Annotated in this window: 23 protein-coding genes; 16 read left to right on the forward strand and 7 right to left on the reverse strand. The window is 69.7% G+C overall.

Features of this window, described 5'->3' with window-relative positions:
• The first annotated feature begins 38 nt into the window (after positions 1-38).
• From AB0K18_RS25655 to AB0K18_RS25695, 9 genes are all read left to right on the forward strand, one after another.
• The gene (locus AB0K18_RS25655) at positions 39-1196 is read left to right on the forward strand and encodes a hypothetical protein (protein ID WP_364918646.1); all 1158 of its coding nucleotides are present in this window, start codon (positions 39-41) and stop codon (positions 1194-1196) included.
• Between the two features lie 57 nt (positions 1197-1253).
• The gene (locus AB0K18_RS25660; protein WP_364918649.1) at positions 1254-2369 is read left to right on the forward strand and encodes a histidine kinase; all 1116 of its coding nucleotides are present in this window, start codon (positions 1254-1256) and stop codon (positions 2367-2369) included.
• On the forward strand, positions 2366-3478 hold the full coding sequence (locus AB0K18_RS25665) for a histidine kinase (RefSeq protein ID WP_364918653.1): 1113 nt from the start codon (positions 2366-2368) through the stop codon (positions 3476-3478). The genes AB0K18_RS25660 and AB0K18_RS25665 overlap by 4 nt, the downstream gene beginning before the upstream one ends.
• A complete protein-coding gene (locus AB0K18_RS25670; protein ID WP_364556821.1) occupies positions 3475-4074 on the forward strand; it encodes a response regulator transcription factor in 600 nt (199 codons plus the stop codon). The genes AB0K18_RS25665 and AB0K18_RS25670 overlap by 4 nt, the downstream gene beginning before the upstream one ends.
• Positions 4075-4471: 397 nt before the next feature.
• Positions 4472-6229: an ABC transporter substrate-binding protein gene (locus tag AB0K18_RS25675; protein WP_364918656.1), complete on the forward strand. Its 1758-nt coding sequence runs from the start codon at positions 4472-4474 to the stop codon at positions 6227-6229.
• An 83-nt stretch (positions 6230-6312) separates the two neighbouring features.
• Positions 6313-7308, forward strand: a complete 996-nt coding sequence (locus AB0K18_RS25680) for an ABC transporter permease (protein ID WP_355422059.1) — start codon at positions 6313-6315, stop codon at positions 7306-7308.
• Complete coding sequence (locus AB0K18_RS25685) at positions 7305-8189, forward strand: ABC transporter permease (RefSeq protein WP_364363751.1); 885 nt, start codon at positions 7305-7307, stop codon at positions 8187-8189. The genes AB0K18_RS25680 and AB0K18_RS25685 overlap by 4 nt, the downstream gene beginning before the upstream one ends.
• The gene (locus AB0K18_RS25690) at positions 8186-9127 is read left to right on the forward strand and encodes an ABC transporter ATP-binding protein (RefSeq protein WP_364918659.1); all 942 of its coding nucleotides are present in this window, start codon (positions 8186-8188) and stop codon (positions 9125-9127) included. Before AB0K18_RS25685 ends, AB0K18_RS25690 begins: the two co-directional genes overlap by 4 nt.
• Positions 9127-10014 carry an ATP-binding cassette domain-containing protein gene (locus tag AB0K18_RS25695; protein ID WP_364918662.1) on the forward strand — a complete coding sequence of 296 codons (888 nt, stop codon included), beginning with the start codon at positions 9127-9129 and terminating at the stop codon, positions 10012-10014. The genes AB0K18_RS25690 and AB0K18_RS25695 overlap by 1 nt, the downstream gene beginning before the upstream one ends.
• Here the strand turns inward: AB0K18_RS25695 and AB0K18_RS25700 are convergent.
• The 3 genes from AB0K18_RS25700 to AB0K18_RS25710 form a co-directional block, all read right to left on the reverse strand.
• Complete coding sequence (locus AB0K18_RS25700) at positions 10011-10691, reverse strand: DUF6879 family protein (RefSeq protein ID WP_364918665.1); 681 nt, start codon at positions 10689-10691, stop codon at positions 10011-10013. The two genes, AB0K18_RS25695 and AB0K18_RS25700, sit on opposite strands and share 4 nt — an antisense overlap.
• Before the next feature lie 89 nt (positions 10692-10780).
• Positions 10781-11329: a DUF1707 domain-containing protein gene (locus AB0K18_RS25705; RefSeq protein ID WP_364918667.1), complete on the reverse strand. Its 549-nt coding sequence runs from the start codon at positions 11327-11329 to the stop codon at positions 10781-10783.
• 4 nt (positions 11330-11333) lie between these two features.
• The gene (locus AB0K18_RS25710; protein WP_364918670.1) at positions 11334-12077 is read right to left on the reverse strand and encodes a PadR family transcriptional regulator; all 744 of its coding nucleotides are present in this window, start codon (positions 12075-12077) and stop codon (positions 11334-11336) included.
• Positions 12078-12486: 409 nt separating this feature from the next.
• On the opposite strand from AB0K18_RS25710, the gene AB0K18_RS25715 reads away from it, so the two are divergent.
• Together AB0K18_RS25715 and acnA are read left to right on the forward strand one after the other, a co-directional pair.
• Complete coding sequence (locus AB0K18_RS25715) at positions 12487-13215, forward strand: metal-dependent hydrolase (RefSeq protein WP_364918672.1); 729 nt, start codon at positions 12487-12489, stop codon at positions 13213-13215.
• A gap of 143 nt (positions 13216-13358) precedes the next feature.
• On the forward strand, positions 13359-16091 hold the full coding sequence (acnA, locus tag AB0K18_RS25720; RefSeq protein WP_364918675.1) for an aconitate hydratase AcnA: 2733 nt from the start codon (positions 13359-13361) through the stop codon (positions 16089-16091).
• Between the two features lie 415 nt (positions 16092-16506).
• Here the strand turns inward: acnA and AB0K18_RS25725 are convergent, their stop codons facing one another.
• From AB0K18_RS25725 to AB0K18_RS25735, 3 genes are all read right to left on the reverse strand, one after another.
• Positions 16507-17244 carry a neutral zinc metallopeptidase gene (locus AB0K18_RS25725; protein WP_364918678.1) on the reverse strand — a complete coding sequence of 246 codons (738 nt, stop codon included), beginning with the start codon at positions 17242-17244 and terminating at the stop codon, positions 16507-16509.
• A gap of 159 nt (positions 17245-17403) precedes the next feature.
• A complete protein-coding gene (locus AB0K18_RS25730; RefSeq protein WP_364918681.1) occupies positions 17404-17736 on the reverse strand; it encodes a type II toxin-antitoxin system PemK/MazF family toxin in 333 nt (110 codons plus the stop codon).
• A complete protein-coding gene (locus AB0K18_RS25735; protein WP_364918683.1) occupies positions 17733-18038 on the reverse strand; it encodes a ribbon-helix-helix protein, CopG family in 306 nt (101 codons plus the stop codon). The genes AB0K18_RS25730 and AB0K18_RS25735 overlap by 4 nt, the downstream gene beginning before the upstream one ends.
• A gap of 100 nt (positions 18039-18138) precedes the next feature.
• Here AB0K18_RS25735 and AB0K18_RS25740 point away from each other — a divergent pair, with 100 nt between their 5' ends.
• Positions 18139-18876: a sulfite exporter TauE/SafE family protein gene (locus tag AB0K18_RS25740; RefSeq protein ID WP_364918686.1), complete on the forward strand. Its 738-nt coding sequence runs from the start codon at positions 18139-18141 to the stop codon at positions 18874-18876.
• 88 nt (positions 18877-18964) lie between these two features.
• On the opposite strand, the gene AB0K18_RS25745 is transcribed toward AB0K18_RS25740, so the two are convergent.
• A complete protein-coding gene (locus AB0K18_RS25745; protein ID WP_364918688.1) occupies positions 18965-20011 on the reverse strand; it encodes a hypothetical protein in 1047 nt (348 codons plus the stop codon).
• Between the two features lie 292 nt (positions 20012-20303).
• Between AB0K18_RS25745 and AB0K18_RS25750 the strand changes: the two genes are divergently transcribed.
• The 4 genes from AB0K18_RS25750 to AB0K18_RS25765 are packed head-to-tail and all read left to right on the forward strand — an operon-like array spanning position 20304 to position 24744.
• Positions 20304-21422, forward strand: coding sequence for a substrate-binding domain-containing protein (locus AB0K18_RS25750; protein ID WP_364918690.1), 1119 nt, complete (start codon positions 20304-20306; stop codon positions 21420-21422).
• 57 nt (positions 21423-21479) lie between these two features.
• Positions 21480-22244 (forward strand): ATP-binding cassette domain-containing protein, encoded by a 765-nt coding sequence (locus AB0K18_RS25755; RefSeq protein WP_355422023.1) that lies wholly within the window; start codon positions 21480-21482, stop codon positions 22242-22244.
• The gene (locus tag AB0K18_RS25760; protein ID WP_364556779.1) at positions 22241-23503 is read left to right on the forward strand and encodes an ABC transporter permease; all 1263 of its coding nucleotides are present in this window, start codon (positions 22241-22243) and stop codon (positions 23501-23503) included. The genes AB0K18_RS25755 and AB0K18_RS25760 overlap by 4 nt, the downstream gene beginning before the upstream one ends.
• A gap of 35 nt (positions 23504-23538) precedes the next feature.
• Entirely contained in the window at positions 23539-24744 is a 1206-nt protein-coding gene (locus AB0K18_RS25765) for an ROK family transcriptional regulator (RefSeq protein WP_364918693.1), read from the forward strand.
• The last annotated feature ends 58 nt before the right edge of the window (positions 24745-24802 follow it).

Below are 24802 nucleotides of genomic sequence, written 5' to 3' on the forward strand. Positions count from 1 at the left end.
GCGACGAATCGTAGCCGACCGACCACACGGGGTTGCCCATGTCTCGGCACAGGAGGGAGCCGGGCACGCTCCCGCGCCCGCTCGCCGTTCTCGGGGCGCTCGCCCTGGCCGCCGGCACCGCCGCGGCGATCCGCATGCTCCCCGCGGGCGCCGCCCCGCGGCCCGAACGCCCGCCGGCCGCGCGACCGGTCGCCACGCAGGTCGAGCAGCCGCTCCAGGAGCCGCCCAGCGGGTTCGTGGCGTTCACCGACGCCACCCGCGAGCCCCCGCTCGACCTCGCGGCCCACGCCCGCCGCACCGGCCTGCGCCACTACGCACTCGGCCACCTGGTGGCCGCCGGCGACGGCTGCACCCCCACCTGGGCAGGCAAAACGGGCCGGACCCGCACCCTTGACGGCGGGGTGGCCGGTTCAGGCGGAAGGTCGCAGGGGAGCGATGGCGGAGTGGCCGGCCGGAACGGCGGGTCGCAAGTAAGCGACGGCGAGGTGGTGGAGCGGGTCGGGAGGTTGCGGGTGCTCGGGGGCGGTGCGGTGCCTGTCTTCGGCGGGCCGCGCGGGCGGGAGCTGGCCGTCGCCTGCACGAGGCCGGGCGCGCTGACCGCCGCGTACCGCCGCGTCGTGGGGACGCTCGACGCCACGTCCGCCGACTTCGAGATCCGCGACAGCGCCGACCGCGCCGCCGTGCTGCGCCGGGCTCACGCCATCGAGGCCGTGCAGCGCGAGCGCCCGCTGCGGGTCAGCTTCACGCTGCCGCTCGGCCCCGGCGGCCTGTCGGCCGACGACGTGGCCATGCTGCGGACCACCCGCAGGGCGGGCGCGGAGGTGAGTACCGTCAACCTGCTGGCCCCCGTCGAGCCCCGCACTCCAGCGAGCACCCCGGCGGGCACCCCCGCGGGCACTACAGCGGGCACTTCAGCGGGCACTTCGGAGGGCGCCAGGCTCGGCCTGATGGCGGCGGGCGTGCGCAAGGCGGCCGAGCAGCTCGCCGAGGCCCACGACCTGAGGATCGAGGACGAGGTGTGGCCGCACCTGGCGCTCACCCCCGTCCAGGCGAGCACGGGGGACCTCAGCGCCGGCGACGCCCGCAGGCTGACCGCCTACGCCACCCGCCACCGCCTGGCCTGGCTGTCGCTGCGCGGCGCCGCCCCACAGCCGGACGTCTCGCGCATTCTTTGGCATACCCCGGCCAATAGATAAGATTTCGCTGACCTGGGAGGTTCCCGGGACGATTTCGGTCAGCAGGGGAGGGGCGTCATGGGTGCGCGTCCCGAGACCGCCAAGAAGATCCTGCTGCACTGGATGGACGGCACCATCGTGCTGGTGGGCCTCATCTTCGCGGCCTACACGATGGCCGCCATGGCGCAGGGCGAGATCCCGACCGGCAACGCGGTGGCGGCCCTGGTGCTGATGGTCCCGTACTTCGGGCTGCTCCCCTTCGTCATGCGCGACGGCTACGAGGAGCGGCGCCCCCCTACGCGCAAGCTGTGGGCGGCCGGGGTGCTGGCCGTCGTGGTGTTCCTGCTGATGCCCCATGGCGGCGCTATCGGCAACGTGTGGCTCGACACCGCGACGATCTGGCTGTCGCTGGCCTCGCTCTACTTCCGCCCGCGCACCCTGCTGTGGCTGTCGCTGGCGGTGATCGTGCTGGGCGCCGCGTACGTGGTCGAGTTCACCGACAGGTCCTTGCCCGTCGTGCTGCTCGCCATGTCGAGCAGCGGCGCGGCGGAGATCGCGGCCATGCTGGTGTGGCGGTGGCTGTGGTGGGTGATCAGGGACGCCAACCGCGGCAGGGAGGCCAGGGCCAGGCTCGCGGTGGCGGAGGAGCGGCTGCGCTTCGCCCGCGACCTGCACGACCTGCTCGGCCACAGCCTGTCCGTCATCACGCTGAAGAGCGAGCTGGCAGCCAAGCTCGCCACCAAGGACGCCGCCAGGGCCGCGAACGAGATGGCCGAGGTACGCACGCTGGCCGGCGAGTCGCTGTTCGAGGTGCAGCAGGCGGTGCACGGCTACCAGGCACTTGACCTGGACGAGGAGCTGGCCGGGGTGCGCGCGGCGCTGGAGGCCGCCGGCACCGCCTGCGTCATCGAGGCCAGGACCGACGACCTGTCGCCGTCCGCGCGCACGCTGCTGGCCTGGGCCGTCCGGGAGGGCGGCACGAACATCCTCAAGCACAGCACCGCCACCCGCTGCGCGATCAGGATCGACGCGGGCGTGCTGGAGATGGTCAACGACGGGGTCGCGCAGGTGCCCGCCGAAGCGGGCAGCGGCCTGCGCGGCCTGTCGGAGCGGCTGGTGGCGGCGGGCGGCTCGTTCTCCGCCCAGCCCACGGCGAGCGGCGAGTTCCTGCTGCGGGCGGCGGTGCCGGCGTGAACCTCATCGACCGCGTCCGCAGCGCCGACCGGCTGACCAAGGTCCGCTGGCTGATCGTCTACTGCACCGACCTCATCCTGCTCTTCCCCTTCTTCGGCTACTACGCCTTCTACCTGATGTGGCAGGCGGGGGCGGAGTGGCCGCCGATCGCGCTCGGCTCGGCGGCGCTGCTGGTGTTCAACGTGCTCAGCACGCGGCCGTTCAGGATCGCCGTCACGGGCCGGCCCCGGCCCACCGTCATCCTGGTCGTGACCGGGGTGATCGCGGTGGGCATGCTGCTGGGTTTCGGGCAGATCTGGGCGATCCCCACATGGCTGGCGTTGATGACGCCGTTCATCAGCAGACGCATGGTGCTCGTCCTGGCCGGGGTGTCGCTGGTGCTGGGTGCCGTGTGGGCCTGGCTGGCCACCGACATGATCGTGCCGCTGCTGTCGGTGGTCCAGGTCGTCTTCACGGTGATCTCGGTGGGCGCGGTCTGGGCGAACCTGTGGCTGTGGCGGCTGACCCAGGAGGCGTACGAGGGGCAGGAGGCGATGGCCAGGCTGGCGGTCTCCGAGGAGCGGCTGCGCTTCGCCCGCGACCTCAACGACCTGCTCGGCCAGAGCCTCACCGACGTGGCCACCATGACCGAGCACGCCGAGCGGACACTGCGCGAGGACGAGGAGGCCGCGGCGGCCGAGATGTTCGCGGTGCGCGACCTGGCCAGGCGGTCGCTGCGCGAGGTGCGTACGGTCGTGCAGAACTACCGGGCCGTCGACCTGGACGAGGTGCTGGCCAGCGTGCGCGCGGTGCTGGAGGCGGCCGACGTGCGCTGCACCGTGCGAGCGGAGACCGAGGCGCTGACGCCCGAGGCCAGGACGCTGCTGGCCACCGTCGTGCGCGAGGGCGCGACGAACGTGCTCAAGCACAGCAAGGCCGAACGTTGCACGATCACGATAGAAGACGGGGTGCTGGAGATGTCCAACGACGGCGTGACGGGACCGGCGGGCGAGCACGCGCCCAACGGCCTGGCCGGGCTCGCGCAGCGGCTGCGCGCGGTGGGCGGCACCCTGGAGGCCGCGCCCGGCGAGGGCGGCCGCTACCTGCTGCGGGCGGCGGTGCCGGCATGACCACGCGCGTGCTGCTCGCCGACGACGAGCACCTGATCCGCGGCGCCATCGCGGCCCTGCTCGACCTGGAGGAGGGCATCGAGGTGGTGGCGCAGGTCGGCAGGGGCGACGAGGTGGTGGCGGCGGTCGCCGAGCACCGCCCCGACGTGGCGGTGCTCGACATCGAGATGCCCGGCATGGACGGCCTGAGCGCCGCCGAGCGGATCAGCTCCCAGTGCAAGATCGTCATCCTGACCAGCCTGGGCCGCCCCGGCTACCTGCGCAGGGCGATGGCCGCCGGGGTGAGCGGCTTCCTCGGCAAGGACGCCTCGGCCGAGGAGCTCGCGATGGCCATCCGCAAGGTGCAGTCGGGCGGCCGCTACCTCGACGCCGAGCTGGCCGCCGCCGCGATGGCCGCGGGCGACAGCCCGCTGACCGAGCGGGAGCGCGACGCGCTGCGGCTGGCGGGCGACGGCGCCACGATCGCGCGCATCGCCGCCGAGCTGCACCTGACCGAGGGCACCGTGCGCAACTACCTGTCCAGCGCGATGACGAAGCTCAACGCCCAGAACCGGCTGGAGGCCATCCGTACGGCCCAGCGCATGGGCTGGCTCTAGCAGGTCACGCAGGCGGAGTCGCCGCCCGCCTCGTACGAGCAGGAGCCGGCCTGCCGCCGGTCGGCACGATTGAACCGGTCAACCTGAGGGGCCGCATCCAGCCTGATGAGACGGCATCCCCGGCTGTGAAAGCGTTTCCACGCCCACATCTCGAAACCGTCACGCCTCTTGACGGCACGGACACGCGGAATTTACGTTCGCGGTACTTATCCGGTTCAGCAGCCCCTTTGCGGGGCCGCTTCTACTGAAGAGTGCATCGCTCCCGGGCTCCTGGACGGGGGCGATATTCGCACCCGCTTTGGGAGCGCTCCCAGACAGCGTCTCCTGACGGGCGACTCGGGGTCTCTGACAGGACGTGCGTACCTCCGCGCCGCCGCGCGGAGTAAGGAGAGAGACGATGCGTAACCGGGCTCGGATGATGATCCCGCTTCTAGCCGCGGGTCTGCTCGCCGCGGCCTGCACCGGAGGCGGAGGCACGCCCGCCCCCTCGGCCTCCGCGCCGCAGAGCCAGGGCGCGGCGGCCAGCGCCAACCCCGACCAGCTTCCGCGCAACGAGACCCTGTACACCACGGGCACGCAGTGGGGGCCTCCGGGCAACTACAACCCGATCAGGGAGTGGGACTCCGCGGTCGGCACCAAGGGCCTGGTCTACGAGACCCTCTTCCACTACGACACCAACGCCGCCAAGCTCACCCCCTGGCTGGCCGAGAGCGGCTCGTGGACCGACGACACCACCTACGAGCTCAAGCTCAGGCAAGGGATCAAGTGGTCCGACGGGCAGCCGTTCACCGCCAAGGACGTCGTCTTCTCCTTCGAGCTCGGCAAGATGGAGACCATCCCCTACCACCAGCTGTGGGACTGGCTGAAGTCGGCCGAGGCGGTGGACGACCAGACCGTGAAGTTCACCTTCTCCAAGGCCAACTACCAGCAGTGGGACTACATGCTCTACAGCCGGTCCATGGTCCCCGAGCACCTGTGGAAGGACCGCTCCGAGGAGGAGGTCCTCGACGGGGTCAACGAGAACCCGGTGGGCACGGGCGCGTACACGTTCATGAGCAGGGACCAGGACCGCGTGGTGCTGCAGCGGCGCGACGACTGGTGGGGCAAGTCGGTGCTCAACATGGATCCCAAGCCGCGCTACATCGTGGACATCGCCACCCCCAGCAACGAGGTCGCGATGGGCATGCTGCTGCAGCAGGGGCTCGACCTCAGCAACAACTTCCTGCCCGGCGTGGCGAACCTGGTCAAGGGCAACTTCGGGCTGACCACGTACTACAACGAGCCGCCGTACATGCTGTCGGCCAACACCGCGTGGCTGGTGCCCAACACCACCAAGAAGCCGATGGACGACCCCGCCTTCCGCAAGGCGCTGGCCACCTCCGTCGACGTCAAGAAGATCGTCGAGGGCGTCTACGGCGACCTCGTCAAGGCCGCCAGCCCCACCGGCCTGCTGCCGCAGTGGGACGCGTTCGTCGACAAGGACGTGGTGGCGAAGTCGGGCTTCACCTTCGACGCGGGCAAGGCCAAGCAGATGCTCGCCGACGCCGGCTACAAGGACGGCGACGGCGACGGGTACGTCGAGAACAAGGACGGCTCCAAGATCAGCCTGACCATCATCGTGCCGTCCGGCTGGACGGACTGGATGGAGGCGGCCAGGTCGATCGCCGCCAGCGCCAAGAGCGCGGGCATCCAGATCACGCCGGAGTTCCCCGACTTCAACGCGCTGGTCGAGCAGCGCGCCAAGGGCGACTTCGACCTGCTGATCAACAACGAGCGGCAGCTGTCCAACAGCCCCTACACCTACTACGAGTACCTGTTCCAGCTGCCGGTCCAGAAGCAGCAGAACACCGTCAACTTCGCCCGCTACGAGAACAAGAAGGCCTGGGACCTCGTCCAGCAGCTCGACCAGGTCAAGACCGACGACGTCGCCGGCATGCAGAAGATCACCTCCCAGCTTCAGGAGATCCATCTGACCGACATGCCGGTCATCCCGCTCTGGTACAACGGCCTGTGGGCGCAGTCCAGCACCAGCGTGTGGAAGAACTGGCCGTCGTCGCAGGGCAGCGCGCCCAAGACGGGCGCCGTGATGTGGCGCAACTGGCTCGAGCTCGGCGGCTTCGAGACGCTCACCCAGCTCCAGCCCGCGGGCTCGTGACCACCTGACCGGACGAACGCCCCCGCTCCTCCGCCTCCGCACCTCCCCGGGAGGCGGAGGGGCCGCTCTGGAGACACAAACCTGTGCGTCGTTACTTCAGCAGGAAACTGCTCATCTACGGACTGACCTTCTTCGTCGCCGTCACGGTCAACTGGATGATCCCGCGCTTCATGCCGGGCGACCCGGTCGCCAGCATGGTCGCGCGGGCCAACGTCACCAAGCCCGAGGCCGTCGAGGCCATGCGGGCGTACTACACCGGCCTGTTCGGGCTCGACCAGCCGCTCTGGCAGCAGTACCTCAACTTCTGGGGCGCGTTGCTGCGCGGGGACTTCGGGGTCAGCATCTGGCTCTTCCCGACCCCGGTCGCCGACGTGATCACCCAGGCGGTGCCGTACACGCTGGCGCTGATCGTCCCCTCCGTGCTGCTCAGCTGGGTGGTGGGCAACCAGTTCGGCGCGTACGCCGCCCGCCGCAAGCTCCTCGACAACACCGTGCTCCCCGTCGGGTACGTGCTGACCGCGATGCCGTACATGTGGCTGGCCGTGCTGCTGGCGTGGGCGTTCGGCGTGCTGCTCGGTTGGTTCCCGGTGGCCGGCGGCTACAGCTTCTCGCTGCGGCCCACCTGGTCGTGGACGTTCGTGCTCGACCTGCTGCACCACTGGGCGCTGCCGTTCCTGTCGCTGTTCCTGGTGGCGCTCGGCGGCTGGGCCATCGGCATGCGGAACATGATCATCTACGAGCTGGAGTCGGACTACTCCAACTACCTGTCGGCGCTCGGCGCCCCCAGCAGGCTCATCCGCCGCTACGCCTTCCGCAACGCGGTGCTGCCCCAGATCACCGGCCTGGCCCTGCAGCTGGGCGTGCTGGTGGCGGGCGCGCTGGTCACCGAGATCGTCTTCGCCTATCCGGGCCTCGGCAGCCTCATTCTCAAGGCCATCCAGAACAAGGACTTCTTCCTGCTGCAGGGCACGTTCCTGTTCATCGTGCTCGGCGTGCTGATCGCCAACTTCATCATCGACATCGTCTACGTCGTGGTCGACCCGCGGACCAGGGCGGGAATGGCGGGTGCCCAGGCATGAGCGTGATCCAGGACGTCGCGCCGCACGAGCCGGCCGGCGTGCGGCGCGAGGCGCTGCACTTCGCGGTGCGCAACGCCAAGCTCATGGTCGGCTTCGGCATCGTGGTCGTGCTGCTCCTGCTCGGCCTGTTCGGGCCGCTGCTGGTGAGCGGCAACCCCAACGACTACGGGCCGCAGCCGATGAGCCCGCCCGGCGGCGCGCACTGGCTCGGCACCACCACCTTCGGCCAGGACGTGTTCCTGCAGTTCGTGCACGGGCTGCGGGCCACCTTCGTGGTGGGGGTGATCGGCGGCGGCATCGCCGCGGTCATCGGCATGGCCATCGGGTTCGTGGCCGGCTACCGCGGCGGCATCGTGGACGAGGTGCTCAACATGCTGACCAACGTCGTGCTGGTCATCCCCACCCTCGCCGTGCTGCTCATCATCAACGCCTACCTGGGCATCCGCAGCGTGGCCGTGCAGGGCCTGTTCATCGGGCTGACGCAGTGGCCGTGGGCGGCGCGGGCGATCAGGGCGCAGACGTTCTCGCTGCGTACCAGGGAGTTCGTGGACCTGGCCAGGATGAGCGGCGCGGGCACCTGGCGGATCATCGCCAGGGAGATCGCGCCGAACATGAGCTCCTACCTGTTCATGACGTTCATCCTGCTGTTCGGCGGCTCGGTGCTGATCGGCTCCTCGCTCGACTTCATCGGGCTCGGCCCCACCGAGGGCGTCTCACTCGGCCTGATGCTGCAGAACGCCCACCAGTGGAGCGCGCTGCAACTCGGCATGTGGTGGTGGTTCGTGCCGCCGGGAGCGGCCATCACCGCCATCGTCGGCGCCCTGTACGTGGCCAACGTCGGCCTCGACGAGGTCTTCAACCCGAAGCTGAGGGAGACATGAGCCTGCAGGTCAGCGAGCTGAAGGTGTACTACAGAACGCTCAGGGGCGACGTGCGGGCCCTCGACGGCATGTCCTTCGAGCTGCGCGACGGCGAGATACTCGGCCTGGTCGGCGAGTCGGGCTGCGGCAAGAGCACGCTGGGCAAGTCGCTCATCCGCATGGACGGCCGGATGCGCCGCGTCGGCGGCACGGTCGTGCTCGACGGCCAGGAGCTGCCCATCGACGACGACCGCGCCATGAACGCGTTCCGCTTCCACGAGGTCTCCCTCATCCCGCAGTACGCCATGAGCGCGCTCAACCCCACCCGCAAGATCCGCAGGATGGTCGCCGAGCTGCTCGCCTCGCGCGGCGCCACCCTCGACCTGCCCGAGCTGGAACGCCGCATGGACCAGGTCGGGCTGCCCCGCGACGTGCTCGACCGCTACCCGATCGAGCTGTCGGGCGGCATGAAGCAGCGCATGGTGATGGTCATCTCGACGCTGCTCGACCCGTCCCTGCTGATCGCCGACGAGGTCACCTCCGCGCTCGACGTCTCCACCCAGAAGGCCGTGGCCCGCGCCCTGCTCGGCTTCAGGGAGAGCGGCTACGTCAAGAGCATGATCTTCGTCACGCACGACCTCGCGCTCACCCACCACCTCGCCGACACGATCATGGTCATGTACGCCGGCCGCCTCGCCGAGAAGGCCCCCGCCGACGTGATCGTCAAGGCCCCGCGGCACCCGTACACGCGGCTGCTGCTCGACTCCCTGCCCGAGGTCGGCGTGCGCTACGCCGACCGCAGGCTGGAGGGCATCGCCGGAGCTCCGCCGTCGCTGCTGAACCCGCCCACCGGCTGCCGCTTCCGCGACCGCTGCCCGATCGCGGGCGAGGAGTGCGCCGAGGACCCGCCGGTGGCGGAGCTGGCCCCCGACCACCACGTAGCCTGCTGGAAGGCCTGATGCTGACACTGCGCGAGGTCACCAAGGAATTTCGGATCGGCGCCTTCGGCGGCAGGAGCGTCGCGGCCGTCAAGGGCGTGAGCTTCGACGTCGTGCCGGGCGAGGTCGTCTCCCTGATCGGGGAGAGCGGCAGCGGCAAGAGCACGATCGGCCGGATGATCCTCGGCCTCAACTCCGCCACCAGCGGCTCCATCACCTTCGACGGGCTGCCGGTGCGGGCGGGCAAGGAGTACTACCGGCACGTCCAGGGCATCTTCCAGGACCCGTTCAGCTCGTTCAACCCGGTGTTCAAGGCGGACCGGGTGTTCGCGATGATCAAGGAGGCGTACTATCCGGGCGTGCCGGCCGCCGAGTGGGGCGAGCGGGTCGAGACGTCGCTGCGCGACGTGCGGCTCAACCCCGGCCAGGTGCTCGGGAGATACCCCCACCAGCTGAGCGGCGGGCAGCTGCAGCGGCTGCTCATCGCCCGCGCGCTGCTGCTCGACATCAAGCTGCTGGTCGCCGACGAGATCACCAGCATGCTCGACGCCTCCACCCGCATCGACGTGCTCAACCTGCTGGCCGAGCTCAAGACCAGGGGCCTCGGCGTGCTCTACATCACGCACGACCTGTCGCTCGGCACCTACCTGGCCGAGCGGACCGTGGTGCTGCGCCAGGGCAGGGTGGCCGAGATGGGGCCGACCGACGACGTGTTCGGCGGGCCGCTGCACCCGTACACGCGGGAGCTGCTGTCGGCCGTGCCGCGGCTGCACGAGGCGTGGGACGACGCGGTGCCGGTCGAGACGTGCGCCTACCACGAGGGCGGTGGCACGGGCGGCCTGCTGGAGGTCACGCCCGGCCACTTCGTGTCCTGCGCGGGACTCGCGTCCTGCCCCACCGGCGATTAGACGCGGAACTCCTCCGTCCGGTGGGCGTAGGCGGGCAGCGCGGCCCGCATCTCGTCGGTGACGGCGGGCGGGGGCAGCGGCACGATCTCCCGCTCGTGGAAGTCGCGCACGTCCTCGCCCGCCGCGAACAGCTCCCGCACGGCCCGCAGGCAGGGCCCGACCACGCCGGGGTCGGTGATCCGCCGGCCGCCCCTGCCCCCGCCGTACTCGTCGTACAGCACCTCGTACATCAGGGACGGAGAGAAGATCACCAGCTCCGGCAGCGGATCGAGGGCCGCCACGCGGCCGGCCCGCACCACCCGGCAGGGCGAGCCCGCCGCGGCGCGCACCGCCAGCACGTGCAGCTCCCACTGCAGGTACGGCGTCACGGGCAGCTCGACCACCCGCACCCGCCTGACCGGCTGGCGGCGGCTGAAGTAGTCGGCCAGCGGCTCGGCGATGCGGGCGAGCAGGGCCAGGGAACGTTCCCACTCGCCGTCCATCATGGCCCGCCAGCTCGCCACGTCGGGCTCGTAGAAGGTCTGCGCCCGCTCCAGCTTCCACATGGGCTCCGTGCACCCCTCGTGGTCGCGGTCGAACCCGGCCTGGTACGCCGGCACGTCCATGACGAGGCCGTCCGCGCCGGGAACGGCGGTGAACGGGTTCGTGCGGCGGTCGGGAGTGCCCTGCTCGGTCATGCGGCTTTCCCCTTCGCTGTGCGGCCCGCCCAGATCATCAGGTGCGTCTCAGGGCCGGTCAAGGCCCAAAACGCGCCGGGCGGGCCCGCTCAGCGGCGGTGGTGGAAGCGCCGGTGCACCAGGCTGAAGACCAGCGCGCCCGCCCAGATCACGAACAGCACCTTGAAGATGCCGAAGCCGCCGAAGATCAGGCTGAGCACCAGGAACACGGTGAGGATCGGCACCAGCGGGTGGGGCCCGCGGTGGTGGCGGCGCATGTGGCCGTGCCAGCCCTGGTGGCGCATCTGGTGGCGCATCTCACGCTGGGCGTGCCGCACGGCCTGCATCTGCTGCCTGTGGGCGTGCATGGCCGCGCGCCAGTCGCCCATGTCGTACGGGCCCGCCGGCGGCTCCTGGTAGGCGGGGCGCGGACCGGGCAGGTCGGCCGTCACCTGGGCCAGGTCACGGGCGGTCTTGGCGGCCAGTGTGCGGTCGAGGCGCTCGTCGAGCTCCTCGTGGGTGAGGCGGCCCTGCGCGAAGTGCTCACGCAGGGCGGCCATGGTCTGCTCGCGTTCGGCGTCGCCGATGCGGAGATCGGGGTGGTCCATGGCGGTGTCCTCGCTCTCTCCGTACCGGCTGCCCGGTGCGGCAACGGCCATCGTCTCACTCCTCGCCCGGGTCGCCGTCGGCCAGGATCTGGTAGAGCTTGCGCCGGGTCTCCACCAAAGTCTTACGCGCTTCGCGGATTTGTGCGTCGTTTCCGGTCTGAAGAACCTGCATCATGGCGAATGCCGACTGTCGGGCGATATGCCAGAGATCGGCGGTGTTGTCATCGATGTCGGGACGCATGTCGTCCCACGGCGCGCGGACCTCGTCGGCGTGCGCCTCGATGTAGTCGCGGCCCTCCTGGGTGAGCTTGAAGGTCTTGCGGCCCTCGTTCTCCTCCGAGATCACCAGGCCCTCGTCGGTGAGCTGCTGCAGCGCCGGGTAGACGGCGCCGGGGCTGGGTTTCCAGCCGCCCTCGCTGCGCTCGGCGATCTCCTGGATGATCTGGTAGCCGTTGCGCGGCTCCTCGGCGAGCAGGGCGAGGATCGCGGCGCGCACGTCGCCGCGCTTGGCCTTGCGGCTGCGGCCGCCCCAGCCGCCGCGCCCGCCCCACGGGCCGGGGCCCCAGGGGCCGCGCCCGAAGTCGAACGGGAACGGTCCGCCGGGTCCGCGGCCCCTGCCGCGGTGCTCGTGCGGGCCGCCGTGGTGGCCGCCGTGGTGATGACCGCCGTGGTGCGGGCCGCCCCTGCGGCCGCCGAACTGCTCGAAGGCGTCGGCCATGGCCTGGAACGCCTCGCGGGCCGCGCGCTTGTAGTCGTGCGCGCCGGGCCAGGGCCCGCCTGCGGTGATGTGGTGCGTCATGTTGTCCCCCTATATCGTGATTCACTCTCGATGCGTCAACGATATATCGGAAACATGTCGAGTGACAAGTCACAGACAGGAGTGAGCCAGATCACGAAAAAGTTGCGGAATGCCGGGAACAGGATCCGGGGAGGCGTCGTTGAACACAGCAGACGAGGTCGTTCCGCGTCGGCAGGGCTGGGGGGTGCTGTCGCCGCGGAGACGACCTCGTCTGCGTTTGCGGGCCTTCCGAGTGGGTCCTCAGCCTCCTGGGGAAGATGCCGATACCTCCGGGAAGGGAGACGGACGCGGCTCGCGACCGGTTCGGGGCGCTTTGCTGAGGCTTTGCCCGCCGCGATCTGGGCACGCTCTTCTTCCCGCACGGCATGGACAAGCGCGTAAAGGGGCTCTTTGCCGTACAGTCCCGATCATGATGGGGCACACGCATGCGATGACGGGGGCCATCGCCTGGCTGGGGCTGGCGCCGCCGCTCGCCGCACTCCCGCTGCTGAACGAGTCCTCCCGGTTCGTCGAGACCGGCATCATGGCCACCGCGCTCAGCCCGGCCGAGCTCATCGCCGGCGCGATCATCTGCGCGGGCGCGGCCATGCTGCCCGACCTCGACCATCCCAGCGCGACCATCGCGCAGACATTCGGGCCGATCACGTGGGCGCTCGCCAAGTTCGTCTCCTGGATCGGCGGCGGCCATCGAGGGGCCACCCACTCGCTGCTGTTCGCGGTGGCGCTCGGGTTCGGGGCGCACTGGCTGGCCAGCACGTATCCGATCGGGCGCGACATCATGGTCGTGCTGCTCATCGGGCTCTCGCTACGGGCCATCGGCGTCGGCATCCCGGGCAACAAGCTCGGCTCGGCGATGATCAACATCGGCATGACCGCCGGCCTGTTCGCGGTCTTCCTCTCCCTCGACGTGGGCTACGCCTGGCTCGGTCTCGCGGTCGGCGTCGGCTGCTTCATCCACGTGGTGGGCGACTGCATGACCGAGCGGGGCTGCCCGGTGCTCTGGCCGCTGGGGGCGAAGTTCGTGCTGCCGTGGAAGATCGGCATCAAGACGGGCAGGAAGTTCGAGCAGAAGATCCTTGCGCCGATCCTGTCGGTGGCCATCGTCGGCCTGCTGTTCTGGCGGCTGGCGCCCGTTTAACTTGATGTCGAGATACTCTGTCGATATCTTGATATCGAGACATCCGCCGCGGCCTGCGAGTTAGGCACACCTAAGGTGCCGTCCGGTTCCGCAGTGCGGCAGGATTCTGTCTGAACACCTGTCTATGGAGGAGGCGAATCATCGTGTCCGCGAACAGCTTCGGCAGCCGTGACACGCTCCGCGTCGGTGACGCGTCGTATGAGATCTTCCGGCTGGATGCCGTCGAGGGCGCCGCACGTCTCCCGTACAGCCTGAAGATCCTGCTGGAGAACCTCCTCCGCACCGAGGACGGCGCCAACATCACCGCCGACCACATCCGTGCGCTGGGCGAGTGGGACCCGAACGCGGCGCCGAGCGTGGAGATCCAGTTCACGCCCGCGCGCGTCATCATGCAGGACTTCACCGGCGTGCCCTGCGTGGTCGACCTGGCCACCATGCGCGAGGCCGTACGCGACCTCGGCGGCGACCCCGCGCGCATCAACCCGCTCGCGCCCGCCGAGATGGTCATCGACCACTCGGTGATCGTCGACTACTTCGGTCACCCCGACGCCTTCCAGCGCAACGTCGAGCGCGAGTACGAGCGCAACCGCGAGCGCTACCAGTTCCTGCGCTGGGGCCAGACCGCCTTCGACGAGTTCAAGGTCGTACCGCCCGGCACCGGCATCGTCCACCAGGTCAACATCGAGCACCTCGCCCGCGTCGTCATGACCCGCGACGGCAAGGCCTACCCCGACACCTGCGTCGGCACCGACTCCCACACCACGATGGAGAACGGCATCGGCGTGCTCGGCTGGGGCGTCGGCGGCATCGAGGCCGAGGCCGCGATGCTCGGCCAGCCGATCTCCATGCTCATCCCGCGCGTCGTGGGCTTCAAGCTCAGCGGCAAGCTGCCGGCCGGCGCCACCGCCACCGACCTCGTGCTGACGATCACCGAGATCCTGCGCAAGCACGGCGTCGTCGGCAAGTTCGTCGAGTTCTACGGCGAGGGCGTCTCCTCGGTGCCGCTGGCCGACCGCGCCACCATCGGCAACATGAGCCCCGAGTTCGGCTCCACCTGCGCCATCTTCCCGATCGACGGCCAGACCGTCGACTACCTGCGCCTGACCGGCCGCTCCGAGGAGCAGATCGCGCTCGTCGAGGCGTACGCCAAGGCCCAGGGCCTCTGGCTCGACCCGTCGGCGCCCGAGCCGGTCTTCTCCGAGTACATCGAGCTCGACCTGGCCACCGTCGTGCCGTCCATCGCCGGCCCCAAGCGCCCGCAGGACCGCATCGTGCTGTCGGCGGCCAAGGAGACCTGGCGCCACGACGTCCAGAACTACGTCAGCGACGGCGTGGACGAGGCCGTCGAGGAGAGCTTCCCGGCCTCCGACTCGCCAGCCTCCAACGCCACCGCCAACGGCGGCTCCCGGCCGCACCACCCGGTGCCCGTCACCCTGGCCGACGGCACGACGTTCGAGATCGACCACGGCATCGTCTCCATCGCCGCGATCACCTCGTGCACCAACACCTCCAACCCGTACGTCATGCTCGGCGCGGCCCTGCTCGCCCGCAACGCCGTCGACAAGGGCCTCAACCGCAAGCCCTGGGTCAAGACGTCGCTCGCGCCCGGCTCGCAGGTCGTCACCGGCTACTTCGAGCGCTCGGGCCTGCAGCCCTACCTCGACAAGATCGGCTTCAACCTCGTCGGCTACGGCTGCACCACCTGCATCGGCAACTCCGGGCCGCTGCTGCCCGAGATCAGCGAGGCCATCCAGGCCAACGACCTGGCCGTCACCGCCGTGCTGTCGGGCAACCGCAACTTCGAGGGCCGCATCAACCCCGACGTCAAGATGAACTACCTGGCCTCGCCGCCGCTCGTCGTGGCGTACGCGCTGGCCGGCACGATGGACCTCGACCTCGACACCGAGCCGCTCGGCATCGGCAGCGACGGCGAGCCCGTCTACCTGCGCGACATCTGGCCGGCGCCGGAGGAGATCGCCGCCGTGGTCAACTCCTCCATCGGCCGCGACATGTTCGAGCGCGACTACGCCGACGTCTTCAAGGGCGACGACCACTGGCGCTCGCTGCCCATCCCGACCGGTGACACGTTCGAGTGGGACGCCGACTCCACCTACGTCCGCAAGGCCCCCTACTTCGACGGCATGCCGGAGAAGCCGCAGCCCGTCACCGACATCCCCGGCGCCCGGGTGCTGGTCAAGGTCGGCGACTCCGTCACCACCGACCACATCTCGCCGGCCGGCTCCATCAAGGTCGGCACGCCCGCCGCGCAGTATCTCCAGGCCAACGGCGTCGAGGTCAAGGACTTCAACTCCTACGGCTCGCGGCGCGGCAACCACGAGGTGATGATCCGCGGCACGTTCGCCAACATCCGTCTGCGCAACCAGATCGCGCCGGGCACCGAGGGCGGCTACACCCGCGACTTCACCCAGCCCGACGGGCCCGTGTCGTTCATCTACGACGCCTCCGTCAACTACGCCGCCGCCGGCACCCCGCTGGTCGTCCTGGCCGGCAAGGAGTACGGCTCCGGCTCCTCGCGTGACTGGGCGGCCAAGGGCACCGCGCTGCTCGGCGTGCGCGCCGTCATCGCCGAGTCCTACGAGCGCATCCACCGCTCCAACCTCATCGGCATGGGCGTGCTGCCGCTGCAGTTCCCCGAGGGCGCCTCGGCCGCCTCGCTGGGGCTGACCGGCGAGGAGACGTTCGACATCACCGGCGTCGAGGAGCTCAACAAGGGCGGCATCCCGCAGACGGTGCACGTCAAGGCCGGCGACGTCGAGTTCGACGCGGTCGTCCGCATCGACACGCCGGGCGAGGCCGACTACTACCGGCACGGCGGCATCATGCAGTACGTCCTGCGCTCCCTGCTCGCCAAGTAACGCCGGGAGAGGCACCGCGTCGCTCTGCGGTGACGTTGGGGGAGGCGGAGCTTCGTCCGGCGGTGACGCCGGGCGGGGCGCGGCTTCGCTTGGTGGAGACGCCGTGCGGGGCGCTGCCTCGTCCGGATGTGACAGCTTCCCGTGTTCCCGTCCCGGTCATGAGCCGGGACGGGGGGCGGGGGCCCTTGGCCGTCGTGCCGGGGGTTGGGCGCGATCCTCACGCGCCCGTATCGGGGGAACCACCCGAACACCTCAAGAGCCGCCCCGCGGGACAACCCCCGCCGGGCGGCTCTTGCCTTTCCTGGGGGACGACCCCTGCCGGGCGGTTGTCACCTTTCCTACGGGACAGTCCTCAAGGGCTTTCCTGGGTTTACCTGAGGGACAGCCCCGAGGACTGTCGCCTTCCTGTGTGCGTTCAGGACACCTTGCTCGCCTTGGCCGACCAGGTGTCGCAGGCGGACGGGGTGAGGGCACGCCGGCCGCGCTCCAGCCACCTCACGCGGGTGGCGCCCTTTCCGTGGCTGGTGTGCCCGTCCTCGTCGCCGCTCGCCCGTACGGCGTCCTTGAGGGCCGCCCAGTCCTTGCCGGTACGCGCGAGGGAGCCGTACACGCTGCCCATGAACACCCCGGCCAGGCAGTCGGCCTGCAACTCGAACCTCCGCCGCAACTCGGCCCTGCGACGAGGCTCGGCACGGTGACGGGCCTCGTAGGCGCGCCGCACGCCGGTGAGCGTCTGCAGGTGGTGGGCGTACTCGTGGGCGGCGACCTTGAAGGGATAGAGGTCGGTACGCCCCTCGATCCAACGCCCCGCCAGAGGGAAGACGAGCGTGCGGGTGGGGTGACAGTAGAGCGCGTCGACACCGTCGAGGGGGACGCCGCACTGGGCGCCGTGGGGATCGTCGACGTAGCGAACGTCAGGCGGGCCGAACCGCAGCTTGGCCCGCCTGAAGTAGCCCCGCCACGACTTATCCAGACATTTCACAACCGTAGCGAGGTACTCCCGCCCCCGCGGTATCCCACCATCGGAGAGCGCCGTCTCAGGACACGACACCGCCGCCAGCTTCCCACCCTCGGCAGGAAAGGCCGCAGCAGGCGGGGATCCGGTGACGGCGATGAGGACGGCGACAGCGGGCGCAAGAAACGAGAACGGCACGGCGGCAGCCTAAAGCAGCGGCAGGTGTGGCAGAGTGGGTGACGCCACCCGGCGAACCTCTAATTCGCCGGGCGGCATCACCACTTCTGTGGCGACCGACCCATCCTGCACGCTGGGGATGCGAGCCGGATCATCGGCTCGAAGCCGCGCGGACGGTGCTCAGAGCATGCGCTTGAGCACGGTGACCGCTTCGTGGACGATCTCCTTCGGCGCGCTGCCGACGAAGAAGTCGAACCGATCGGGGGAGATGGCGCGGGTCTGCTCCACCATCGCCCAGCTGGTCTTGGCCAGCCCGGTGCCCTCGGGGCCGATGCGGATATGGGTGATATATCCGCGCTCCCTGGTCGTCAACGGCACCGCGAAGACGATATCCAGCCGCGACGCGTTGAGATCATCGTTGCTGATGATCAGTGCAGGCCGGTCGAAACCCTGCTCACGACCGGTCGGCCGGTCGAAGTGGGTGAACCAGATATCGCCTTGCGCCAGTTTCATGCGTCCTCCTCGGGAAACGTGATCAACCCCTCCCACTCGGGGGCGATCTTGGTGGTGCGGCTCGGCGGACCGAGCACCTGCTCGCGCTCGCGCAGGTAGTCGGCCCATGCCTCGGGGTCTTCGCGCTGCGTGCGCGCTATCTGCTCGTTGACGGTGGCCCAGAACTGCTTCTGCTCGTAGTCGGTGATGGCTTCGTTGAGCACCTCGGTCATCGTGCGGCCCTCCTTGCGGGCGAGTCGGGAGATGCGATCTCTGGTTTCGACGCTGACGCGAATCGTGGTGGCCTTATGTCTCACGCTCATACTCCAGAGGCTACGTCTGCGTCATGCAGGACACTACACCAGCGCGGTCACGCTCAGGGCCGTTATGGCAACGGAGAGTAAAGATGGTTGACTCGCGTGCATGGCGAACGTGGCGTTGGTGCTGATTATTGGTGGTCTGGCGGTATTTGTGGGCGCGATCGTCCAGGGGGCCGTGGGGTTCGGGCTGGGGCTGGTGGCGGCGCCGCTGCTCACGTTGCTCGCGCCCGACCTCATGCCGGGCGCCGTTCAGGTGGTCAACATGACGTTGCCGCTGTTCACGCTGGCCATGGAGTGGCGGCGGGTGGACTGGGGCGGGCTCGGGTTCGCGGTGCTCGGCAGGCTGCCCGGTAGCGCTCTCGGCGCAGTCATCGTTGTCTACGTTTCCGTATACATGCGCGGCGTCTTCGTGGCGGTCATGGTGCTCGTAGCGGTGGCGCTGACGGCGCGGGCGCTGAGCGTGCCGCGCAACGCGGTCACCATCACCTCGGCCGGGTTCGTGTCAGGCATCACCGGCACCGCGACCGGCATCGGCGGCCCGCCCATCGCGCTGGTCTACCAGCACGCCAAGGGGCCGCAGATCCGGGCCACGCTGGCGATGTTCTTCTTCCTCAGCGCCGTCCAGTCGCTGGCCATCCTCGCCCTCGTGGACGAGCTGCCGCCCGCGGCGCTGATGGTGGGCGGGGCGCTGATCGTGCCGATGCTGCTCGGGTTCCTGGTGTCGGGGCCGCTGCGGCGCTACCTCGACGGCGGCAAGGTGCGGACGGCCGTCCTGGTCGTGGCGGCGGCCTCGGCGGTGGGGCTGATCGTGCAGAACATCCTGAGCCAGGTCCTGGCCTGAGGACGCGCCCGAAAGCCGAGCGTCACGCGCCCGAAGGCTGAGCGTCACGCGCCCGAAGGCCGGACGTCACGCGTCCGGCCTTCGGGCGTCACGCGCCGCGGCCGGCCACGATGCCGCTGTACGTGCCGAGCACCTGGACCTGAGCGGGCGAGGCGGTCTTCGGCGGGATGTGCGCGGCCACCTGCACCAGGTCGCCCACCTTCAGGAACTTGTAGTACTTGTCCGGCAGCAGGCCGTTGTTCTCCTGGAAGACGTAGTAGCGCTTCGGGCTCTGGATCACGTCGTACACCTTGGTCCGCGCGAACGTGGTGAAGACGAGCGCGCCGCCGTCGGCCGTGCGCAGCGCGTACGACGGGTACTCCTTCGCCGGCGCCGCGTGCTCGGTGAGCTTGGCGAACTGCCGCATCTTGATGCGGTTCTTGGCCGCGCCGGTGGTGAACTGGTCGGAGGCGAACCGGCTCTTGGCGGCGTTCGAGCCTTTGCCGGTCATGTGGGCGGCGTAGTTCTTGGCGAAGTCGGCCGGTGACATCAGCAGGCCGTCGCCGTCGGCGCTGTCCACCTCGGTGGCCGCGCCGGAGGCGTCCGTCTGGATCTTCGGCAGCTCGTCGGCGTCGATCGTGTCGAAGACGTCGGGGGAGTAGACCTGCTTCCAGGCGCCCTGGTCGTGGGCGAACAGCAGGAAGGTGGGCGTCTTGGCGGACTTCTTCTTGTTCTTCCAGTACGTCGTCGCGAGGAACCACCGCTTGGAGGCCGGCGCCACGAACGTCGGCTTGACGTACTCGAACGGCGTGTAGCCCTCGCGCTTCTTGCCCAGCTTGCGCTGGGAGAGGTAGGCGGCCTTGTCGATGGCGAGGCTGGAGCCGGCCTCGTTGCGGGCGAGCAGGTCGTCGTCGAGCGCCGTGTTGGCCTTGTTGTTGCGGTCGATGTACTCCTTGATCACCGCCTCCGCCGTCAGCGCCGAGGCGGACGCCGAGGGCTCCGGCGTCTTCTGCGTCCCAGATGTCGTGGAGGAGGGAGTGGCCGAGGGCGTCTCCGCGCCCTGCCACGCCGCCGGGTCCATTCCGGGCAGCCCCGAGCAGCCCGCCACCAGGCACCCGGCCAGCACGCCACCGGCCACGCGTCCGTACCGCCGCACCGTCACCCACCTTTCCGAGAGTCTCCTCAAAGCGGCCCAAACCTACCAATAACCACACAGCGGGTGACCCGAAATGGCGTGATCAGGGCCTGTCGGCTACCTCACGTGACGGGGCGCCGCAGGCATCACACTCCGGTACAGGCGACCGTCGGAAGGTTGATGTGACGTTTCTGGATTGTTACCCGAAACAACAAATCCACCCCTCCAACCCCCTTCACAACCGGTTCGTCCCGGAATACGTTGCCGCAAACAACATTCATCCGGGCCCCTCCGGAAGAAAGGACCCTGCACCATGCGCAAGGGGATCCTCAGCCTGACCGCCACGGCAGCAGCGCTCGCCCTCGGTCTCACCGCCTGCGGGGGCGACAGCGGTCAGACCACGACGTCGACCTCTGAATCGGCCACCGCGTCAGAAGCGGCCAAGGCCGGCAAGATCGGCGTCATCCTGCCGGACAGCAAGTCCTCCGCCCGGTGGGAGACGGCGGACCGCAAGTATCTGGAAGAGGCGTTCAAGGCCGCGGGTGTCGAGTACGACATCCAGAACGCCCAGAACGACAAGACCCAGTTCCAGACCATCGCCGACCAGATGATCACCAACGGCGCCACCGTCCTGATGATCGTCAACCTGGACAGCGGCACCGGCAAGACCGTCATCGAGAAGGCCAAGTCCCAAGGCGTGGCCACCATCGACTACGACCGGCTGACGCTGGGCGGCGGCGCCGCCTACTACGTCAGCTTCGACAACACCAAGGTCGGCCAGCTCCAGGGCGAGGGCCTGGTGAAGTGCCTGACCGACAAGAAGGCCGAGAAGCCGATCGTCGCCTACCTGAACGGCTCGCCGACCGACAACAACGCGACCCTGTTCAAGGACGGCTACGACGGCGTGCTCAAGCCCAAGTTCGACGCGGGCGAGTACGTCAAGGGCCCCGACCAGGCCGTGCCCGACTGGGACAACACCCAGGCCGGGACGATCTTCGAGCAGATGCTGACCCAGGAGCCGAAGATCGCCGGCGTGCTGGCCGCCAACGACGGTCTCGGCAACGCCGCCATCACCGTGCTGAAGAAGAACAACCTCAACGGCAAGGTGCCGGTGACCGGCCAGGACGCCACCGTCCAGGGTCTGCAGAACATCCTCTCGGGCGACCAGTGCATGACCGTGTACAAGGCCGTCAAGAAGGAGGCCGACGCCGCGGCCAAGCTCGCGGTCGCGCTGGCCAAGGGCGAGAAGCCCGCGGCGACCGGCAGCGTCAAGGACCCGGAGACCGGTCAGGACGTGCCTTCCGAGCTGATGGAGCCGCAGGCCATCTACTTCGACAACGTCAAGGACGTCGTGGCCGACGGTTACGTCACCAAGGAGGAACTGTGCAAGGGTGACTTCGCCGAGAAGTGCACCGAGGCAGGCATTCAGTAACGCGGCGGGGTACGGACCGCGCCACGAGCGCGGCCGTACCCCCGTTTAGGGAGATCCATGACCCCCCTCCTTGAAGTGCGCGGGATCGACAAGAGCTTCGGCCCGGTGAAGGTCCTGCACGAGGTCGAGTTCGCCGCGTACGCCGGCGAGGTCACAGCGCTCGTCGGCGACAACGGCGCCGGCAAGTCCACCCTGGTCAAGTGCATCGGCGGCATCTACCCCATCGACGCGGGCACCCTGCTCTTCGACGGCAAAGAGGTGCACGTGCACAGCCCGCGCGACGCGGGCGAGCTGGGCATCGAGATCGTCTACCAGGACCTCGCCCTGTGCGACAACCTCGACATCGTCCAGAACATGTTCCTCGGCCGTGAGCGCAAGAACGGCGTCCTGCTGGACGAGGACAGCATGGAGGAGCTGGCCGAGCGCACGCTCAGCGGTCTGTCCGTCCGTACCGTCAAGTCCATCAGGCAGCAGGTCTCCAGCCTGTCCGGCGGACAGCGGCAGACCGTCGCCATCGCCAAGGCCGTGCTGTGGAACAGCAAGGTCGTCATCCTCGACGAGCCGACCGCGGCGCTGGGCGTGGCCCAGACCGCGCAGGTGCTGGAGCTGGTGCGCAGGCTCGCCGACACCGGCCTGGCCGTCGTGCTCATCTCCCACAACATGAACGACGTGTTCGCCGTCTCCGACCGGATCGCGGCGCTCTACCTCGGCAGGATGGCCGCCCAGGTCAAGACCTCCGATGTGACGCACGCGCAGGTCGTCGAACTGATCACTTCAGGCCGCAGCGGCGATCTGGGCCTCAAGAACGGGGTCACATCATGAACAAGGTCAAAGAACTACCCGGAGAGGCCATCGTCGCGGCCGCGCAGACTCCGTCGATCAAGAACAGCTTCCTCGCCTACATCCAGCGGGTGCGCGGCGGCGACATGGGCGCGCTGCCCGCCGTGCTGGGCCTGGTCGTGCTCTGCACGGTCTTCGCCGTGGCCCGGCCGTCCTTCGTCACCGCGATCAACTTCGCCAACCTGTTCACGCAGGGCGCGGCCGTCACGCTCATCGCGATGGGCCTGGTGTTCGTGCTGCTGCTCGGCGAGATCGACCTGTCGGCCGGATTCGCCAGCGGCGTGTGCGCGGCCGTGCTCGCCGTCACGCTGACCAACGCGGGCCTGCCCTGGTACGTCTGCATGCTGGCCGCCATCCTCACCGGCGTGATCATCGGCACCGTGCTCGGCAGCCTGGTCGCCAAGGTCGGCATCCCGTCGTTCGTGGTGACGCTGGCCGCCTTCCTCGCCTTCCAGGGCCTGGTCCTGGTGCTGGTGGACGAGGGCACCAACATCTCCATCCGCGACAGCGTGGTCGTCGCCATCGCGAACAAGAACCTGCCGCCGTGGCTCGGCTGGGCGCTCTACCTGGTGTGCGTGGCGGTCTTCGCGGCCGTGCAGCTGCGCCGGGCCAGGAATCGCACCAAGCGCGGCCTCGCCGCCGACCCGATCTCGCTGATCGCCTTCCGCGTCGGCATGCTGGCGCTGTTCGCCGGGCTCGCGGTCGCGGCGCTCAACCTCGAGCGCAGCCGCAACCCCGCGCTGGTCTCGCTCACCGGCGTGCCGATCGTGGTGCCGGTCATCCTCGTGCTGCTGATCGTCTGGACGGTGGTGCTGCGCCGCACCTCGTTCGGCCGGCACCTGTACGCGGTCGGCGGCAACACCGAGGCCGCCCGCCGGGCCGGCATCCCGGTCGACCGGATCAAGATCAGCGCGTTCGTCATCTGCTCCTCGATGGCCGCCATCGGCGGCATCGTGGCCGCCTCCAGAGCCAGCTCCGTCGACCCCAACACGGGCGGCAGCTCCGTCCTGCTGTACGCGGTCGGCGCCGCCGTCATCGGCGGCACCAGCCTCTTCGGCGGCAAGGGCCGGGTGCTCGACGCCGTGCTCGGCGGCGCGGTGGTCGCGGTGATCGAGAACGGCATGGGCCTCATGGGGTACGGTTCCAGCGTCAAATACCTGGTCACGGGGTCGGTCCTGCTGCTCGCGGCGGGTGTCGACGCTCTGGCGCGCAAGCGGGCGGCTGCCGCTGGTTTAAGGTGATCAGCGATCCGCAGCCCCTGAAGGAACCCCAGACCATGCGTGCCGGCCCTTCCCAAGAGGACATCAGGCGCCACAACCTCGGCGCGCTGCTCCGCCATGTCCATCTGGGCGGGCCGATCTCGCGGGCCGAGCTGACCTCGAAGATGGGGCTCAATCGCAGCACGATCATGGCGTTGACCTCCGACCTCACCGCCGCGGGGCTGGTACGCGAGGAGCTGCCGCGCGAGACCGGCAGGGCCGGGCGGCCCTCGCTCGTGGTGCGGCCCGAGTCGGCGCGGGTCTACGTCTTCGCCTTCGACGTCGGCCCCGACCGGCTCGCCGTGGCGCGCGTCGGGCTGGGCGGGGTCATCCTCGACCGGCGTGAGGCCGTACGCGACCGCGACCGGTTCGAGCTGGACGAGCTGACCGGGGTGCTGTCCGGGTTCGCCCGCCAGATGCGGCGCAAGACCAGGGACGACACCGTCTGCGTCGGCGCCGCGGCCGCCGTGTCGGGCGGCGTGCGCAAGGCCGACGGCGTCGTCAGCTTCGGGCCCAACCTCAAGGCCGAGGAGGTGCCGTTCGGCGAGGAGCTGGCGCGCCGGCTCGGCCTCGGGCTGCCCGTCAGCGTGGGCAACGACGCCAACCTGGCCGCGCTCGCCGAGCACAGCCGCGGTGTCGGCGTCGCCGTACGCGACCTCATCTACCTGCACGGCGACGTCGGCATCGGGGGCGGCATCATCTCCGGCGGCCACCTGATCGGCGGGCACGACGGCTACGGCGGCGAGGTCGGCCACATGGTCGTCAACCCCGGCGGGCGGGCGTGCGGCTGCGGGGCGCACGGGTGCCTGGAGGCCGAGGTGGGGGAGCGCACCCTGCTGGAGTCGGCCGGGCGGGTCTCGGACGGGCGGCAGGGGCGCGACGCCGTGCGCGGGGTCGTCGAGGCGGCCGACCGTGGCGACATCGTGGCCCAGGAGGCGCTCAGCCGGGTCGGTGACTGGCTCGGGCTCGGCGTCGCCAACCTCGTCAACATCTTCAACCCCGAGATGGTCATCTTCGGCGGTGTCCTGCGCGAGATCTACCTCGGCTCCGCCGCCCAGGTCCGCTCCCAGCTCGTCCTGCACGCCATGGCCCACCAGCGCGAACGCCTGCGCCTGCGCACCTCGGCCCTGGGCGACGCGGCCCCTCTGGTCGGCGCCGCCGAACTGGCCTTCGCCCACGTCCTCTCCGACCCCTTGGAAGTATTGGCCCGCGCCAACGCCTGACCGCGCGGGAACCAACGCCCGCCCCCAAGCACCAGCAGCGCGAAAGCGGCGACCCGTG

It is taken from the genome of Nonomuraea sp. NPDC049421 (assembly GCF_040677005.1).
GTDB lineage: Bacteria > Actinomycetota > Actinomycetes > Streptosporangiales > Streptosporangiaceae > Nonomuraea > Nonomuraea salmonea.